The organism is Frankia sp. CgJB1, assembly GCF_977947065.1.
On record NZ_CDWTNB010000007.1, the window covers coordinates 1 to 16,349 of the forward strand.

The window sequence follows — 16,349 nt, forward strand, 5'->3', positions numbered from 1 at the left end:
AAATCCTTGTCGGCCGCCGCATAGACCGTCCCAGCGCTCATGATAGCCACCGTCTCCGCGAATGTGCGCAGGTCGTCTGCGATTCTCCCCGCAGCCTCGACCCCCTTCTCCATACCGGTCTCCACCGCCTCGCCCGCCAGATAGCCGGCGCCCGCGCCCAACGCCGCCCCGGCGATCGCCGTCGTCGGCCCGACCGGCGCGCCGACTACACCGCCGACGGCCTTTCCTACCCCACCTCCGACGCCGGCCTTGAACGCTCCCATCGCACGCTTACGGCCATCCCTAACCACGGCAGGGCCTCTCCGCCAGCCCGGTGGTCCGAAGCTGGTCGATCGTGTCCTTCCGCGTGCTGGCCACGGCGTCGTCCAGTTCGGGAACACGGCGGTGCTTGAACTTCGCCGTCGCGCTGTTGAGGATCAGGCCCGCGTCCTTCCGTCCCGCACGGACCGTCGCCCCAGATGTCCTGTAGCCGAGATACCCGGCACCGACCAGTGCAGCGAGCCAGGCCGCGGGAACAACCGCAGCTCCCGCGCCTCCCCCCGCTGCGGCCGTTTCCGCAGCGATGCCGGCACCGGCAGGGACCGCCGCAGCGGCCTGAGCCGCGTTCCTCTTGAGCCACTCCCGAACAGCTGCCACATAACCGCCGGCAGCGATGAGATCGGCGATGATCTGGTCGCGGAGCTCATCACGTATAAGCTTCCACAGAAGGGAGTCCTCCAGCTCGACGACCTCACCTGCGGGGTCCTTGAGCTCCACGTTGACCGGCTCAGTGCCAGCGGCTTCCGCCTCGGCGTTGAGGAACTCCTCGATCTCCTTGATCGTCGCCTTCACAAACTCGACCAGGTGCCGGTCAGCCGCTGCCAGCCCTGCTGCCAGCTCGGCGAGCACCCTGTTCACAGGCTTCTCGCTATCCGCGTTGACGTCCGGGTTAGTGGTCGTGGCCAACCGGGAAACAAGTGCCTTGATGGTATCCAGGTTCACCCCGAAGTCGCCCAGAGAAGCCGCCGCGATCCGCCGATCGAACTGCGCATCGAAGATCTCGGTCTCCCCGTGCGCCATCGCCTGCAGCTCCAGGACGAGAGTCGTAAACCTGGCCATCGCGGCGTCCTCGACGCTCGGTCGGAGCTCATCCACAACGAGTCTCCTGTCTTCTGAGCAAGAACGATCCGTAGTAGATCGCTTTCCCACGGTCGGGTAATCCGATGTGGGTGTCAATAAGGCGAGATTTGATCCAGTTCTGTGCGTACGTGCTACTCTGGACAGGTTGAGTGTGCTGGGCGCCGCCATCAAGGAAGCACGGGAGGCCCGCGGCCTGAGCCGAGCCGAGTTGGCCAGACAGGCGGGCATCACCCCTCTCTACATGGACAAGATCGAGCAGGGTGCTCGTCGTCCGTCCCCGCCCAAGCTGGCCGCTCTCGCCAAGGTCCTGCAGGTCAGCACGGCCGAGCTGATGACCCGCGCGGCGCTGCTCGACGCCAGCACCGCCCCCACCAGCGACGAACTCATCAGATGTCTACTCAGGGCGGCAGCCACCGGGGCGGGCGCGCAGGCCGCGCTGAAACTTGTCGGAGCTGTAACTCCGATGGCTTCGATCATGGCCGTCGGGATCCCGCGGCGCTCGATCCCGGCTGCGGCCCAGGCGACCGGAACACTGTTCCCAGGCAGCGTCGTGGCAGTCGCCGCCGGCAGCCTGGTCGCGGGATACGTCCAGCACCGGCAGCGGCGCGCCACCACGCAGAACTCCGATGCCCGGGTACCCGCCCCTCAGCCTGAGCTAGCCAACCCACGCCAGGAGTTGCTGGAGCACATTGCCACGCTCACCGACGAGGAGATCCTCCTCCTCGCCCGCGAGGCAGTCACCAGCGACGACACCTGAAGCGCCTCATCCCTCCGTGCCACCGGGCGGCGGGGCCGCGCGGGGTCTGCTGCCGTCAGCGGGCGAGGGATTCGAGGGAGAACCGGGCGTAGTGGGCGAGGAAGGCGAATGAGCAAAATCTCAGCAATCAACCTTGATCAGGTTGCCGATCTGGCGGAAGTGATTGCCGGCACCTCCGCGAAGCCTCCGCGCTCCGTACAGTAGCCGACCAGTCACCTCGCTGCGTGGATGCTGTACGTGCCCCCGGCAGGATTCGAACCTGCGCGCCCGCCTCCGGAGGGCGGTGCTCTATCCCCTGAGCTACGGGGGCCCCGGGTCAACGGGGCCTACGTTACCAGGACGGAACGCCGGATCGGGAATCCGGGTCGCCGTAAGCTTCCGGTGTGTACGCTGCCACCCCCCGAGTCCTCGTCGTCGACGACGACGCGGTGATACGTCAGCTCGTGGTCGTCAACCTTGAGTTGGAGGGCTTTGAGGTCCATACCGCCGTAGACGGCGTGGACTGCCTGGAGATGGTGCGCGAGGTCGCCCCACAGGTGATCACGTTGGACATCATGATGCCGAGGATGAATGGCTGGGACGTGGCCGCCCGGCTGCGGGAGGAACCGGACACCGCCGCCATCAAGATGATTATGCTGACCGCCCGGGCCCAGGAGGCCGACGTCAAGCGTGGGGTGCGGGTCGGGGTGGATTACTACCTGACCAAGCCGTTCGACCCGGACGAACTCATCGGCGTGGTCCAGCGGCTGGCTGCCGGCCAGCCGGTCTGACCCGGCGCCGATAACATCGCCGTCATGACCCCCGCCGATCTCGCTGACGCCATCGTGACGGCCATCGGCCGCGCGGTCGCGGACGGCGACTTGGACGTGACTGTGCCGACCGCCGTCACGGTGGAGCGGCCGAAGACGCCCGAGCACGGGGACTACGCATCCCCGGTCGCGCTCCAGCTTGCTAGGGCCGCTCGTCGTCCGCCGCGCGCCGTCGCGGAGACGTTGGCCCGGCGGCTCGCCACCGACAGCGAGCTCGCCGCCGTGGACGTCGCCGGCCCGGGGTTCCTCAACTTCCGGCTGGCCGACGCCGCCCTCGGGGAGATCGCCCGCACGGTGGTGTCGGCTGGTGACCGGTACGGCCGGGCGGTCAGGCCACGAGGTGTCCGGGTCAATCTGGAGTTCGTCAGCGCGAGCCCGACCGGCCCGGTGACGCTGGCCTCGGCGCGCTGGGCGGCCGTCGGGGACGCCCTGGGGCGCATCCGGCCCGCGGCCGGGTTCGAGGTGGGCACGGAGTACTACTACGACCGCCGGGCGTCCGAGCAGGCCCTGCACGACCTGGCCGACACGGTCGGGGCCGACGCGGCGCGGTACTGGCTGGTCCGCTCTTCGCCGGATTCGGCGCTCGAGCTGGATCCGGACCTGATGGCCCGCCAGACCAGTGACAACCCGGTCTTCTACGTGCAGTATGCCCACGCGCGGATCAGTTCGCTGCTGCGCAACGCCGAGTCCCTGGGCCTCACGGCCGCGACCGAGCCGGTCGACGTCGTCCTGCTGACCCAGCCACGGGAGGGTGAGCTGCTGCGCGCGCTCGGCGAGTTCCCCCGAGTGATCGAGTCCGCCGCGAGGCTGCGCGGCCCCCATCGGCTCGCCCGCTATCTCGAGGAACTTGCCGGGGTCTACTACCGGTTCTACGACTCCTGCCGGGTGCTTCCGCAGGGCGACGCCGAGCCCGGTCCGGCCACCGGTGCGCGGCTGCTGCTCGTGGCGGCAACCCGGGTGGTGCTCGCGAACGGCCTGGGACTGCTCGGGGTCAGCGCCCCCGAGCGGATGTGACGAGCGGTCGGTCCGACCGTCCGGGCGTCCGGGCGGGTTCGGGAACGAGCCGGTCGGAATCGGCAAGCGTGAAACAGGCGGCATGAGGCAGGCAGAGGCGAGATGAGCGAGATCGACAGCCCAGCGGTGGTGCCGTTGGAGGAGAAGCCGTTGGAGGAGAATCTGTGGCCGGCCACGGCCCGGCTGGACGCCGACGGCGTGCTGCGGATCGGTGGGATCCGGGTCGACGAGCTGGCTGCCGAGTTCGGCACGCCGGCCTTCGTTCTCGACGAGGCCGACTTCCGGGCCCGGTGCGCGGCTTGGCGGCGGGCGTTCGCCGAGTGTGATGTCTACTATGCAGGCAAGGCCTTTTTGTGCCGCACGGTCGCTCGCTGGGTGGATGAGGGGGGCCTGAATCTCGACGTCTGTACGGGCGGGGAGCTCGCAGTGGCCCGCTCGGTCGGCTTCCCGGCGGATCGACTGCTCTTCCACGGCAACAACAAGTCCGTCGCGGAACTGCGGGCGGCCGTCGGCTATGGCGTCGGGCGGATCGTCATCGACTCCTTCGCCGAGATCACCCGCTTGGCAGCCGTCGCCGCCGAGGCGGGCGGGCGCCAGCGCGTGCTGATCCGCGTCACCCCGGGCGTGGAGGCGCACACACATCACTACGTCTCCACTGGGCAGGAGGACCAGAAGTTCGGGTTCTCGCTGGCCGGCGGGTCGGCGGCCGAGGCGGTGGAACGCGTGCTCGCGGCCGCTGGCTCCCTCGAACTCGTCGGCCTGCACGCGCACATCGGCTCGCAGATCTTCGACACGGCCGGGTTCGGCCTGGCCGCGCACCGCCTGGTGGGCCTGCTCGCGCGCATCCGCGACACCCACGGCCTCGAACTGCCCGAGCTCAACCTCGGCGGTGGCCTCGGTATCGCCTACACCGGCGAGGACGCCCCGCTGGAGGTCACTGACGTCGCCGAGCGGCTGACCGCCGTGGTCGGCAAGGAGTGCGCCGCCGCGGGCCTGACCGTCCCGCGCCTCGCGGTGGAACCGGGACGGGCCATCGTCGGATCGACGACGGTGACCCTCTACGAGGTCGGCACCGTCAAGGAGCTGCCCGGGCTGCGCACCTTCGTCAGCGTGGACGGCGGCATGAGCGACAACATCCGCACGGCGCTCTACGACGCCCGCTACACCGCCCGGCTAGTCTCCCGGACCGGCTTGGCCACGACACACGTCGTCACGATCGTCGGCCGGCACTGCGAGTCCGGGGACGTCGTCGCCCACGACGTGCCGCTGCCCAACGACGTCCGGCCCGGTGACCTGCTGGCCATTCCCGCCAGCGGCGCCTACCACCGGTCGATGGCCAGCAACTACAACCATGTGGCGCGTCCACCGGTGATCGCCGTGCGTGACGGCGCGGCCCGGATCATCGTCCGGCGGGAGACTGAGGACGACCTGCTGCGCCTGGACGCCGGTCCGGGCCTGACTGTCGAGCCGGGCACCGGCCCGGCCTCCCCGGAGGTGGCGCGGTGAGGATTGCGTTGCTCGGCTGTGGGGTTGTCGGCAGCGAGATCGTCCGGCTGTTGCAGGCCAACGCCGCCGATCTCGCCGCCCGGGTCGGGGCTCCCTTGGAACTCGCCGGGATCGCGGTGCGCAGGCCGGGCCGCACCCGCGCTCTCGACGTGGATCCGGCGCTGTTCACCGGGGATGCGGCGGGCCTCGTCGCCCGGGACGACGTCGACATCGTGATCGAGCTCGTCGGCGGCATCGAGCCGGCCCGCTCCTGGCTGCTGTCCGCCCTGCGGGGGGGTAAGTCGGTGGTCACCGCGAACAAGGCCCTGTTGGCCTCGGACGGCGCGACGCTGCACGACGCGGCCGCCGCGGCCGGCACCGATCTCTACTACGAGGCCGCCGTGGCCGGGGCCATCCCGCTGATCCGCCCGCTGCGCGAGAGCCTGGCCGGGGATCGCGTGCACCGGGTGCTCGGCATCGTCAACGGGACGACCAACTTCGTGCTGACCCGGATGGACGAGACCGGCGCGTCGTTCACCGAGGCACTCGCCGAGGCCGGTGCGCTCGGATATGCTGAGGCCGATCCCTCCGCCGACATCGATGGGTTTGACGCGGCCGCGAAGGCGGCCATCATGGCCCAGCTGGCCTTCCACTCCCGGGTAACGATCGACGACGTCTACCGGGTCGGCATCGGTGAGGTCACCACCGCCGACATCGCCAGCGCCCGGGAGCTCGGTTGTACCGTGAAGGCGCTCGCGGTGGCGGAACGCTCGGCCGAGACCGAGGGGATCAGCGTGCGGGTCCACCCGGCGATGATCCCGCGCACCCACCCGCTGGCCGGGGTGCGGGAGGCCTTCAACGCGGTGTTCGTCGAGTCCGAGGCTGCGGGCCAGCTGATGTTCTACGGCCAGGGTGCCGGCGGAGCGCCGACCGCCTCGGCGGTGCTCGGGGATGTGGTCGCGGTCGCGCGCAACCGTATCGCCGGCCGTCGCGGCCCTGGTGAATCGTCCTACGCCGCGCTGCCTGTGCTGCCGATGGGCCGTACCGTGACGAGGTATCACGTGAATCTCGACGTCACCGACAAGACCGGCGTACTCGCGACGGTCGCTGGGGCGTTCGCGCGTCACGATGTGTCCATCAGGAGCGTTCGTCAGGACGGCCGCGGCGACGACGCGAGCCTCGTCCTGGTGACGCATGCCGCCCCGGACGCGGCACTGTCCGCCACCGTCGAGGAGCTCCGCGGTCTCGCAGGTGTCCGGGCGGTGTCCGGCGTGATACGGGTTGAGGGAGGTGAGCCGTGACCACGACGTCATCTACACCGCTCGCGGACGAGCTGGCCGTGCCGGTGCTGTCCGCGGCGCCCGAGCGGCCGCACCGGCCGTGGCGGGGAATCATCGAGGAGTACCGGGACCGTCTGCCGATCGCGCACGACACACCCGTCATCACGTTGCGTGAGGGCGGGACGCCCCTGCTGCCCGCGGCACATCTCTCCGACCTCACCGAATGTGAGGTTCATCTCAAAATCGAAGGGGCGAATCCGACTGGGTCCTTCAAGGACCGCGGGATGACGGTGGCCATCAGCCGGGCTGTCGGCGCCGGTTCCCAGGCCGTCATCTGCGCGTCCACCGGCAACACCTCGGCGTCGGCCGCCGCCTACGCGGCCCGCGCCGGCATCACCTGCGCGGTGCTGGTGCCCAGCGGGAAGATTGCCCTGGGCAAGCTCGCCCAGGCGCTTGTCCACGGGGCCCGGCTGCTGCAGCTCGATGGCTCCTTCGACGACTGCCTGCGGGTGGCGCGCGAACTTGCCGACACCTCGCCGGTCACCCTGGTCAACTCGGTGAACCCCTTCCGTCTCGAGGGGCAGAAGACGGCGTCCTTCGAGATCGTGGAGGCGCTCGGCCGGGCCCCGGACGTCCACTGCCTGCCGGTCGGTAACGCCGGCAACATCACCGCTTACTGGCGGGGCTACCTCGAGGAGAACAACCGGATCGCCAGCGGCCGCCCGCGGATGTGCGGTTTCCAGGCAGCGGGTGCCGCGCCCATCGTGCGGGGCGAGGTGGTGACCTCGCCACAGACGATCGCCACGGCGATCCGCATCGGCAACCCGGCCTCGTGGGGTCTCGCCGTCGAGGCGCGGGAGGCCTCCGGTGGTCTGATCGACGCCGTGAACGACCGGGAGATCCTCGCCGCCTACCGCCTGCTGGCCCGCAGGGAGGGTGTCTTCGTGGAGCCTTCCAGCGCCGCGAGCGTCGCAGGCCTGCTGAAGGCGCGGGCGGCCGGCCGGATCGAACCCGGCGAGCAGGTCGTGTGCACCGTCACGGGCAACGGGCTCAAGGACCCTGACTGGGCGATCAGCGGCGCGGCCCGGCCGGAAACGATCCGCCCGACCGTCGCGGGCGCCGCCGAGGCGCTGGGGCTGCGGCGCTCGTGACCACTCGGTTCTCCCCGTGTCCAGGCGGGACGGCAGCCTTCGCCGAGCGGGCCGGTCGGTCCGGGCCGGTCACCGCCGCCGACGGCGTGTCGCGGCGGGTCCGGGTCCGGGTGCCGGCGACCAGCGCGAATCTCGGCCCTGGCTTCGACGCGTTCGGCTTGGCATTAGGCCTGTATGACGAAGTCGATGTCGAGACGACCCGATCCGGCCTCACCGTCGACGTCGTCGGCACGGACGTCGTCGCCCGGGACGAGACGCACCTCGTGGTCCGGGCGATCCGGGCGACCTTCGACACCCTCGGCCGGGCGCAGCCCGGTCTCGCGTTGCACTGCGTCAACCGGATCCCGCACGGCCGCGGGCTGGGATCCTCGGCCGCGGCGATCGTCGCCGGGGTCGTCGCCGCCGCCGCGCTCGCGCAGCCGGACCTCGGGCCCGCCTTCGACGCCGATGCCGTTTTCGACGCCGGCGCGGACTCCGTGTCCGATGACGCGCCCGAGCCGGGCCCGGCGTCCGGCGCGGCGTCCGGAGCCGGCTTCTTCGGGCCTGCGGGCATGCTGCGGCTCGCCAGCGCCATCGAGGGGCACCCGGACAACGTCGCCGCGGCGCTGAGCGGGGGCTTCACCGTTGCGTGGCCGGACGGCGACGGTGCCCGGTCCCTGCGCGTCGATCCCTTCGCCGAGCTGAGACCCGTGATCTTCATCCCCGCGATACGACAGTCGACCGAGCAGTCGCGCGGGGCGCTGCCGAGCAGCGTTCCATTCGCCAACGCTGCCCGCAACCTCGGTCGGGCCGCGCTGCTGGCGTTGACGATGTCGGCAGCCGAGCCGGCAGCCGGGCAGCCGTCCCGACGTGCCGAGGCACTCCTGCGTGCCACCGAGGATCTGGTGCATCAGCCCTACCGGTTCCCCGGCGTCCCGGCGTCGGCAGACCTCGTCGGTCGGCTGCGCGGCAGGGGGATCGCGGCGGCCCTGTCCGGTTCGGGGCCATCCGTCATCGCCCTCGCCGTCGGCGGTGAACAGGCCGCGGCGGCGGTGGATGTGGCGGGTGCCGGGTTCTCCGTCGTCCCGCTGCCGGTGGATAGACGCGGTGCACGCGTCATCCGATGTCGATCCGCGGCGCCATGACCCGGTTGCCCGCGGTGGGATCCGCTGCGACGGCTGGCGCTGTGAGCTCCCGATTCGCGGTTGTGTGTCACATCGGGAAGTCCTGACGTCTCAAGGTTGTTGCCGAGGTGTCTGCCGCTGGATAGTCTGGTGACTGCACCCGCTGCCACCGCGGCGCGTGCTCGCTCCCGCCGTGCCGCTCTGGTCTCGCCAGATGGAACATGGTTCGGGGCTCCGGTGTATAAGCCTTCGTCGTCGTTGCCTCGGCTCCACACCGGCACTCCCCAGGCGGGATCGGCGAGTTCGCTCGCGGCAGTCGGCCGCTGGCGCCGTACACGGGCGCGATGCTCGCCCATCCGGTGCTGTATACCCCTTCATCCGGCATGTGTGCAGGCGAAGAAGGTCCACAAGCAACGCCCGGCTCACCAGGAGCCAGTTCCTTCAGGGAAGGAAAACCTTGAGCGACACCACCAACGTGCTGCCGCAGAGCGCACGTGAGTCTGCGCCGCCCGTGACGCCTGCATCGCCCCGGGAGAGCGACTTGGCGGCGGGCATCTCGTCCGTAGACGCCATCTCGGCTGAGCCCACCGGGAACGCTGAGCCCACCGGGAACGGTGACTCGCGCGCAGGCCGTACCACCCGGACCGCTCTCCCCGCACCTTCTCCGGCCGGAGAAGGTGCGGCCGTGACCCGACGCCGCCGGCAGGGCACCGGTCTGTCCGCGATGCTGCTCCCCGAACTGCAGGCCAAGGCCTCGTCCCTGGGGATCCAGGGCGTGGGCCGGTTGCGCAAAGGCCAGCTCATCGCCGCGATCCAGAACCTGCAGAACAACGAGTCCGCGGCCGCGCCCGCCCCAGGGACTTCTTCGGCCCCCGCGGCCTCCTCGGCCTTTGCGCCGCTTCCGGCGGAATCGGGGCCGGCCTCGTCCGCCGGACCGGTCCCGGCTGCGAGCGAGATATCTCCCGCGCCGCGGGTGTCCCGGCAGGCTGCCGGCCCGGACGGCACCGCTACCCGCACCCGTTCCCGTCGTGGGGCCTCTCGGGCGGCCGCGACCCCCGCCGTCGAGCAGCCGGCCCTCCCCGAACCGGCGGCCGGGGACACGTCGTGGAGACCCGGGCCGGATCGGCTACGGATGCCCGGGCCGGATCGGCCGCCTCCGCCGTGGCTTCCGCCCAGCCGACCGTGTCCGCCCAGCCGACCGTGTCCGCCCAGCCGACCGGGGCGCCCGCGTCGGCTCCGCCGGCCGCCGCGTCCCACCGTCAGACCGATGCCGGTCCCCGGAGCCGGGAGGACCGTCGGGATCGTTCCGCCGACAACGGCCGGGTGAGCGCGAGCGACCGTCAGGGCGGTGAGGCCGGTGGCGAGCGTGTCACGGCGGACCGCCAAGGCGCGGACCGCCGCTCCGGTACGGACCGTCAGGCCGCTGATCGTCCCAGCCGCGTGGACCGCACCCAGCAGGGTGACCGATCCGGGGCAGAGCGTTCCGGCGGCGACCGGCCCGGGCAGGGGGGGCAAGGGGGACAAGGCGAGGACGACTTCGCCGCTCGTGGCCGGCGGGGCCGCTTCCGGGAACGCGGTCGTAACCGCGGTCGCGGTGGGCAGGCTGGCCCGAGCGAGAACGAGCCGGTCCTGCGCGAGGACGACGTCCTGGTCCCCGTCGCCGGCATTCTCGACGTTCTGGACAACTACGCCTTCGTGCGGACCAGCGGGTACCTGACCGGCCCGACCGACGTCTACGTCAGCCTCGCCCAGGTGCGTCGCAATGGGCTGCGCCGCGGTGACGCCATCACCGGTGTCGTCCGCGCCCCGCAGGAGGGCGAGCAGCGCCGGGACAAGTACAACGCGCTGGTCCGGCTCGACACCATCAACGGGATGGAGCCCGAGGAGGCGCGCGGCCGGCCGGAGTTCACCAAGCTGACTCCGCTCTACCCCCAGGAGCGGCTGCGCCTGGAGACCGAGCCCCACATGCTGACCACGCGGGTCATCGACCTCGTGATGCCGATCGGCAAGGGGCAGCGGGCCCTGATCGTCAGCCCGCCCAAGGCGGGTAAGACGATGGTGCTGCAGTCCATCGCGAACGCGATCACGACGAACAACCCGGAAGTCCACCTCATGGTCGTGCTCATCGATGAGCGGCCGGAGGAGGTCACCGACATGCAGCGGTCGGTCAAGGGCGAGGTCATCGCGTCCACCTTCGACCGTCCACCGGCCGATCACACCAATGTTGCCGAGCTGTCCATCGAGCGGGCCAAGCGCCTGGTCGAGCTGGGCCACGACGTCGTCGTGCTGCTCGACTCGATCACCCGATTGGGCCGTGCCTACAACCTGGCTGCCCCGGCCTCCGGTCGTATCCTGTCCGGTGGTGTCGACTCGACGGCGCTCTACCCGCCGAAGCGGTTCCTCGGCGCGGCCCGCAACATCGAGAACGGCGGGTCTCTGACGATCATTGCGACGGCGCTGGTGGAGACCGGTTCGACGATGGACACTGTGATCTTCGAGGAGTTCAAGGGAACCGGCAACGCCGAGCTCAAACTTGATCGCAAGATCGCCGATAAGCGGATCTTCCCCGCGGTGGATGTTGACGCCTCCGGTACCCGCAAGGAGGAGATCCTGCTTGCCCCGGACGAGCTCGCGATCATGCACAAGCTGCGTCGCGTGCTCCACACCAGGGAGACTCAGCAGGCCCTCGAGCTCCTGCTCGACCGGCTCAAGCAGACCAGGACGAACTACGAGTTCCTGATGCAGATCGCCAAGACCGCACCGCCTCAGGATTAGCCTTCCCCCACACGGCGTCTTCGGCGCAGTGTGGGGACCCCTGGCATCGGCTGGCGGTCGGTGCACCCAGCCTCTGGCAGACTGGCAGCAGACCGGCTCCGGTTCACGTCGTCCACGCGAGACGACGACCCGGCGGCCACTTCGAAAGAGGGATCATGAAGTCTGACGTCCACCCGACCTACCACGAGACGACGGTCACCTGTACCTGCGGGAACACCTTCACCACCCGCAGCACCAAGGAGAACGGCGTCGTCAACGCCGAGGTCTGCTCGCAGTGCCACCCGTTCTACACCGGCAAGCAGAAGATCCTCGACGTCGGCGGCCGGGTCGAGAAGTTCGAGCGCCGGTTCGGTCGGCGGCGCCCCGGCGAGAAGGTCGGCGGCGCGAAGTAGCTTGGCCGCGGCGCCCGTTCGGACTCCGGACGGGCGCCGTTTGCGTCTGGGACGGGTGGTACCCGTCCCACCGACCCTCTCCCGGAACCGTGACGTGTTCCAGGACCATGACGTGCGAAGGAACCACGATGACGTCCCCGCTCGACGGCCTGATCGCCGAGCACGCCGAGATCGAGGGGCAGCTCGCCGACCCGGCGGTGCACAACGACCCCGCGAAGGCGCGCGCCCTGAGCCGTCGCTACGCGCAGCTCGCCCCGGTCGTGGATCTTGCGCGCGAGCTCGACCGGGTGGAGGGGGACCTCGCTGCCGCCCGCGAGCTCGCGGCGCTGGACCCGTCGTTCCGGGACGAGGTCCATGATCTCGGCGGGGAGCTGGCCCGGCTCAACGACCGACTGCGGGCCTACCTCGTCCCGATTGACCCGGACGACGCCCGGGACGCCATCCTCGAGGTCAAGGCCGGCGCCGGTGGCGAAGAATCGGCGCTGTTCGCCGGAGACCTGCTCCGGATGTACCTGCGCTATGCCGAACGGCGCGGCTGGAAAACCGAGATCCTCGACGCCAACCCCTCCGACCTCGGCGGTTATCGTGATGTCAGCGTGGCGGTGAAGGCCCGGGGACCCGCGGGCCCCGGGGACGGCGTCTACGGCCGGCTGCGCTTCGAGGGCGGGGTGCACCGCGTCCAGCGGGTGCCCGTCACCGAGTCCGCCGGACGTATCCACACCTCGGCGGCCGGGGTCCTGGTGCTTCCGGAGGCCGAGGAGGTTGATGTCGAGATCGACCCGAACGACCTGCGCATCGACGTGTTCCGCTCGTCCGGCCCCGGTGGGCAGAGCGTCAACACCACGGACTCCGCGGTCCGGATCACCCATATCCCGACCGGTGTGGTCGTCTCCTGCCAGAACGAGAAGAGCCAGCTACAGAACAAGGAGTCCGCGCTGCGGATCCTGCGGGCCCGCCTGCTCGGGGCGGCCCGGGAGAAGGCCGAGTCGGAGGCGTCGCTGGCGCGTGCCAGCCAGGTCCGCACGGTGGACCGGTCGGAGCGGGTCCGGACCTACAACTTCGCCGAGAACCGGATCAGCGACCATCGGGTCGGCTATAAGGCACACAACCTCGACCAGGTGCTCGACGGGGAGCTCGACGAGGTCCTCGACGCGCTGGCCGCCGCGGACCTCGACGCGCGGCTGGCGGCTCAGGCGTCATGACCGGTCCGTCGGCCGTGCAGGGGCGCTCTCGGGGCACGGAGCAGCCGGGCCGGGGCGCGTCCCCGCATTCGGGCTCCGCGGATCCCCTGAGCCCGGTGCGCCACGCGGCCGACCTGACACCGCTGGGCGCGTGGTTGGCGGCGGCGACCGACCGGTTGCGTGCGGCCGGGGTGGCGAGCCCCCGTGCCGACGCCGAGCAGCTCGCCGCCTTCGTGCTCGCGGTGCCCCGCGGCCGGCTGGCACTGCTCGACGACGTCACGGCGGTAGCGGCGCGGCGGCTGGACGAGCTCGTGGCCAGGCGTGCGCAACGGGTGCCGCTGCAGCACCTGACCGGTGTCGCCGGCTTCCGCCACCTCGAGCTCACCGTCGGCCCCGGGGTCTTCATCCCGAGGCCCGAGACGGAGTCTGTCGTCGAATGGGCGCTCACCGAGCTCACCGGGCCTGCCGGGCTCACCGGGGCCCGGCAGCCGGGACCGTTGTGCGTCGATCTGTGCGCGGGCTCGGGGGCGATCGCGCTGTCCCTGGCGGCGGAGCTGCCCGGCGCGAGGGTGCACGCCGTGGAGGTCGACCCGGCGGCGGTGGTCTGGCTGCGACGCAACATTGCCGACACCGGTCTTCCCGTGACGGCGCACGCAGCCGACATCGCCGCGGCGCTGCCCGAGCCGTTCACCCGGCTCGCCGGGACGGTCGACCTGATCATCAGCAATCCGCCGTACCTCCCCGACTCCGACCGCCACACGGTGGAGCCCGAGGTGGGCGAGCATGATCCGGCCCGCGCCCTGTGGGGAGGGCCCGACGGGCTCGACGTGGTGCGCACGGTTGTCGGGGTGGCGGCGCGGCTCCTGCGGCCAGGCGGTCTACTCGTCATCGAACACGCCGACGGCCACGGGGTGTCGGCGCCCGAGCTGCTTCGCGCCGATGGCCGCTGGTCGCACGTGGCGGATCATCGGGACTTGGCCGGCCGGGACCGGTTCGTCACCGGCCAGCGCGGGGCGTCCCGCGAGCCCCGATCCTGAGGACGAACCCTGATCCTTGAGAAAGAGGACGGGCAATGGAACGTTTCGACTGCTCCGACGAACGGGAGCGGGCCCGCGGTCTCGACGCGGCGGTCAGCACCGTCGCCCGGGGTGGGCTGGTTGTGCTCCCCACCGACACGCTCTACGGGCTGGGCGCCGATGCCTTCGACCGGGACGCGGTGGCCTCGCTGCTGGCGGCAAAGGGGCGTGGCCGGAACATGCCGGTCCCGGTCCTGGTCGGCTCCTGGCGCACCCTCGACGGGCTGATCGAGCGGATGACTCCCCAGGTCCGGGAGCTGATCACCGCATTCTGGCCGGGCGGGCTGACGCTGGTAGTCCGGCACACCCCGTCGCTGCGCTGGGATCTCGGGGAGGGCCGGGGCACGGTGGCGGTGCGCATGCCGCTGCACCCGGTGGCGATCGAGCTGTTGGGTCGGACCGGGCCGATGGCCGTCTCCAGCGCGAACATCAGCGGCCAGCCTCCGGCGACGACGATCGACGAGGCGCTGCACCAGCTCGGCGGTGCCGCGGGTGTCTATCTCGACGGGGGACCGTGCCCGGCCGCCGTCCCCTCGACCATCGTCGACTGCACCGAGGAGGTGCCCGTTGTACTGCGCAGCGGTGCGATTGATCTCACCGCGCTGCGTGCAGTGTTGCCGCTGGTCCGGGAGCCCGTGAACCGGTGAGCCCGTGAACTGGAGCCGGGCCCGGACGGTCCGGACGGGCCGGCGTGGGGTGGGTCTGACGCCGCTGATCGTCCCGGCGGGAGAGTCCCGTACGATCCTGAACCGGGTCGCGGGGGCGATGGTCACAGCGGGTGGCTTCGGGTAGATCCGGGTGGATGGTGTTCCCGGGCCAGAGGAGCATGGGGTGACCGGGCCGCCCGCGCGGCGGCACCGGTCATCGGTTGCCGGTTGTGGCACGGTTGCCGTTCCAGCGCGGTCGCCGTTCTAGCGCAGGAGGTTAGGAACGTCATGAGCACCCCGTTCTGGGGCCCGGACTTCGACCAGCTGAGCGCGACGGATCCGGAGATCGCGGAGGTGGTCCTCGATGAGCTGGACCGGCTGCGCGGCGGCCTGCAACTCATCGCGAGCGAGAACTTCACGTCCCCGGCGGTGCTGGCGGCGCTGGGCTCGACGTTGTCGAACAAGTACGCCGAAGGGTATCCGGGTCGGCGTTACTACGGCGGTTGCCAGGTGGTCGACCGGGCCGAGGAGATCGGCATCGCCCGGGCGAAGCAGCTCTTCGGCGCGGAGCACGCCAACCTGCAACCGCATTCGGGCTCGTCGGCGAACTTCGCGGTGTATGCGGCGCTACTCACGCCCGGTGACACAGTCCTGGCGATGTCGTTGCCGCATGGCGGTCACCTCACCCACGGCAGCAAAGTGAGCTTCTCCGGTAAGTGGTTCAACGTGGTGGCCTACGGCGTGCGGGAGGACACCGAGCTGATCGACTACGACCAGGTGCGGGAGCTCGTCCGCCAGCACCGGCCCAAGATGATCATCTGTGGGGCGACGGCCTACCCACGTCTGATCGACTTCGCCGCGTTCCGCTCGATCGCCGACGAGGTTGGTTCGTGGCTGATGGTGGACGCGGCGCACTTCATCGGTCTGGTCGCCGGGGGCGCGATCCCGAGCCCCGTGCCCTACGCCGACGTCGTCAGCTTTACCACCCACAAGGTGTTGCGCGGCCCGCGGGGGGGCATGATCCTCGCGCGCGAGGAGCTGGCCTCCCGCATCGACAAGGCCGTGTTCCCGTTCAGCCAGGGTGGCCCGCTGATGCACGCGGTCGCGGCGAAGGCCGTCGCGTTGCGGGAGGCGGCCTCGCCCGCTTACGCGCAGTACGCTCGCCAGGTGGTGGCCAACGCGCAGCGGCTCGTCGACGGGCTCGCTGCCGAGGGCATCCGGCCCGTCGCCGGTGGCACCGACACCCATCTCGCCCTGCTCGACCTGCGGGAACTCGGGGTCAGTGGCAAGGAAGCCGAGGCGCGTTGCGACGCGGCCGGCATCACCCTGAACAAGAACGCCATTCCCTATGACCCGCAGCCGCCCGCGATCTCCTCCGGCATCCGGGTAGGAACCCCGGTGGTCACCACCCAGGGGATGGGCGAGGGGGAGATGAAGGAGATCGCGGGGCTGATCGCCCACGCGGTGCGTGAGCCGGACACCGCCGCCGACGTGGCGGCGGCGGTGTCCGCGCTTGTCGCCCGGCATCCGGCCTATCCGCGGTAGGGGCCGATCCGCGGT

Annotated in this window: 14 protein-coding genes, 1 tRNA gene and 2 pseudogenes; 14 read left to right on the forward strand and 3 right to left on the reverse strand. The window is 70.9% G+C overall.

Translation table 11 applies throughout. The features are described 5' to 3' along the window. Together AC08OT_RS01735 and AC08OT_RS01740 are read right to left on the reverse strand one after the other, a co-directional pair. Positions 1–290, reverse strand: a pseudogene (locus tag AC08OT_RS01735) (hypothetical protein); the annotation flags it as partial. Further along, on the reverse strand, positions 283–1,134 hold the full coding sequence (locus tag AC08OT_RS01740; protein ID WP_476602480.1) for a hypothetical protein: 852 nt from the start codon (positions 1,132–1,134) through the stop codon (positions 283–285). The gene AC08OT_RS01740 and the pseudogene AC08OT_RS01735, both read right to left, overlap by 8 nt. 136 nt (positions 1,135–1,270) lie before the next feature. Here AC08OT_RS01740 and AC08OT_RS01745 point away from each other — a divergent pair, with 136 nt between their 5' ends. Further along, entirely contained in the window at positions 1,271–1,876 is a 606-nt protein-coding gene (locus AC08OT_RS01745) for a helix-turn-helix domain-containing protein (protein WP_476591857.1), read from the forward strand. A 238-nt stretch (positions 1,877–2,114) separates the two neighbouring features. Here the strand turns inward: AC08OT_RS01745 and AC08OT_RS01750 are convergent. Further along, positions 2,115–2,186 (reverse strand) — tRNA-Arg (locus tag AC08OT_RS01750). Positions 2,187–2,259: 73 nt separating this feature from the next. On the opposite strand from AC08OT_RS01750, the gene AC08OT_RS01755 reads away from it, so the two are divergent. The 13 genes and pseudogenes from AC08OT_RS01755 (at position 2,260) to AC08OT_RS01815 (ending at position 16,334) form a co-directional block, all read left to right on the forward strand. Beyond that, positions 2,260–2,646 (forward strand): response regulator transcription factor, encoded by a 387-nt coding sequence (locus AC08OT_RS01755; protein ID WP_476591830.1) that lies wholly within the window; start codon positions 2,260–2,262, stop codon positions 2,644–2,646. A gap of 24 nt (positions 2,647–2,670) precedes the next feature. Further along, positions 2,671–3,699, forward strand: a complete 1,029-nt coding sequence (locus AC08OT_RS01760; RefSeq protein ID WP_476602481.1) for a DALR anticodon-binding domain-containing protein — start codon at positions 2,671–2,673, stop codon at positions 3,697–3,699. A gap of 102 nt (positions 3,700–3,801) precedes the next feature. Then, a complete protein-coding gene (gene lysA, locus AC08OT_RS01765) occupies positions 3,802–5,205 on the forward strand; it encodes a diaminopimelate decarboxylase (RefSeq protein ID WP_476591832.1) in 1,404 nt (467 codons plus the stop codon). Next, entirely contained in the window at positions 5,202–6,485 is a 1,284-nt protein-coding gene (locus AC08OT_RS01770) for a homoserine dehydrogenase (RefSeq protein ID WP_476591833.1), read from the forward strand. The genes lysA and AC08OT_RS01770 overlap by 4 nt, the downstream gene beginning before the upstream one ends. Then, positions 6,482–7,615 carry a threonine synthase gene (gene thrC / locus AC08OT_RS01775; protein ID WP_476591834.1) on the forward strand — a complete coding sequence of 378 codons (1,134 nt, stop codon included), beginning with the start codon at positions 6,482–6,484 and terminating at the stop codon, positions 7,613–7,615. The genes AC08OT_RS01770 and thrC overlap by 4 nt, the downstream gene beginning before the upstream one ends. Then, entirely contained in the window at positions 7,612–8,739 is a 1,128-nt protein-coding gene (locus AC08OT_RS01780; protein ID WP_476591835.1) for a homoserine kinase, read from the forward strand. Before thrC ends, AC08OT_RS01780 begins: the two co-directional genes overlap by 4 nt. A 703-nt stretch (positions 8,740–9,442) precedes the next feature. Beyond that, positions 9,443–9,487, forward strand: a pseudogene (locus tag AC08OT_RS01785) (hypothetical protein); the annotation flags it as partial. A gap of 335 nt (positions 9,488–9,822) precedes the next feature. After that, positions 9,823–11,493 (forward strand): transcription termination factor Rho, encoded by a 1,671-nt coding sequence (gene rho, locus AC08OT_RS01790; RefSeq protein ID WP_476602482.1) that lies wholly within the window; start codon positions 9,823–9,825, stop codon positions 11,491–11,493. A gap of 155 nt (positions 11,494–11,648) precedes the next feature. Next, entirely contained in the window at positions 11,649–11,885 is a 237-nt protein-coding gene (gene rpmE / locus AC08OT_RS01795; RefSeq protein ID WP_476591837.1) for a 50S ribosomal protein L31, read from the forward strand. A 128-nt stretch (positions 11,886–12,013) separates the two neighbouring features. Next, complete coding sequence (gene prfA / locus AC08OT_RS01800; protein WP_462186542.1) at positions 12,014–13,087, forward strand: peptide chain release factor 1; 1,074 nt, start codon at positions 12,014–12,016, stop codon at positions 13,085–13,087. Then, on the forward strand, positions 13,084–14,103 hold the full coding sequence (gene prmC / locus AC08OT_RS01805) for a peptide chain release factor N(5)-glutamine methyltransferase (protein ID WP_476591838.1): 1,020 nt from the start codon (positions 13,084–13,086) through the stop codon (positions 14,101–14,103). Before prfA ends, prmC begins: the two co-directional genes overlap by 4 nt. Positions 14,104–14,138: 35 nt before the next feature. Next, a complete protein-coding gene (locus AC08OT_RS01810) occupies positions 14,139–14,789 on the forward strand; it encodes an L-threonylcarbamoyladenylate synthase (RefSeq protein WP_476591839.1) in 651 nt (216 codons plus the stop codon). Positions 14,790–15,077: 288 nt separating this feature from the next. Beyond that, positions 15,078–16,334, forward strand: coding sequence for a serine hydroxymethyltransferase (locus AC08OT_RS01815; RefSeq protein ID WP_476591840.1), 1,257 nt, complete (start codon positions 15,078–15,080; stop codon positions 16,332–16,334). The last annotated feature ends 15 nt before the right edge of the window (positions 16,335–16,349 follow it).

Coding starts and splice junctions, on each gene's coding strand:
- prmC (WP_476591838.1), top strand. CDS start 13,084: ATGACCGGTCCGTCGGCCGTGCAGGGGCGCTCTCGGGGCACGGAGCAG.
- rpmE (WP_476591837.1), top strand. CDS start 11,649: ATGAAGTCTGACGTCCACCCGACCTACCACGAGACGACGGTCACCTGT.
- prfA (WP_462186542.1), top strand. CDS start 12,014: ATGACGTCCCCGCTCGACGGCCTGATCGCCGAGCACGCCGAGATCGAG.
- AC08OT_RS01815 (WP_476591840.1), top strand. CDS start 15,078: ATGAGCACCCCGTTCTGGGGCCCGGACTTCGACCAGCTGAGCGCGACG.
- lysA (WP_476591832.1), top strand. CDS start 3,802: ATGAGCGAGATCGACAGCCCAGCGGTGGTGCCGTTGGAGGAGAAGCCG.
- AC08OT_RS01810 (WP_476591839.1), top strand. CDS start 14,139: ATGGAACGTTTCGACTGCTCCGACGAACGGGAGCGGGCCCGCGGTCTC.
- AC08OT_RS01760 (WP_476602481.1), top strand. CDS start 2,671: ATGACCCCCGCCGATCTCGCTGACGCCATCGTGACGGCCATCGGCCGC.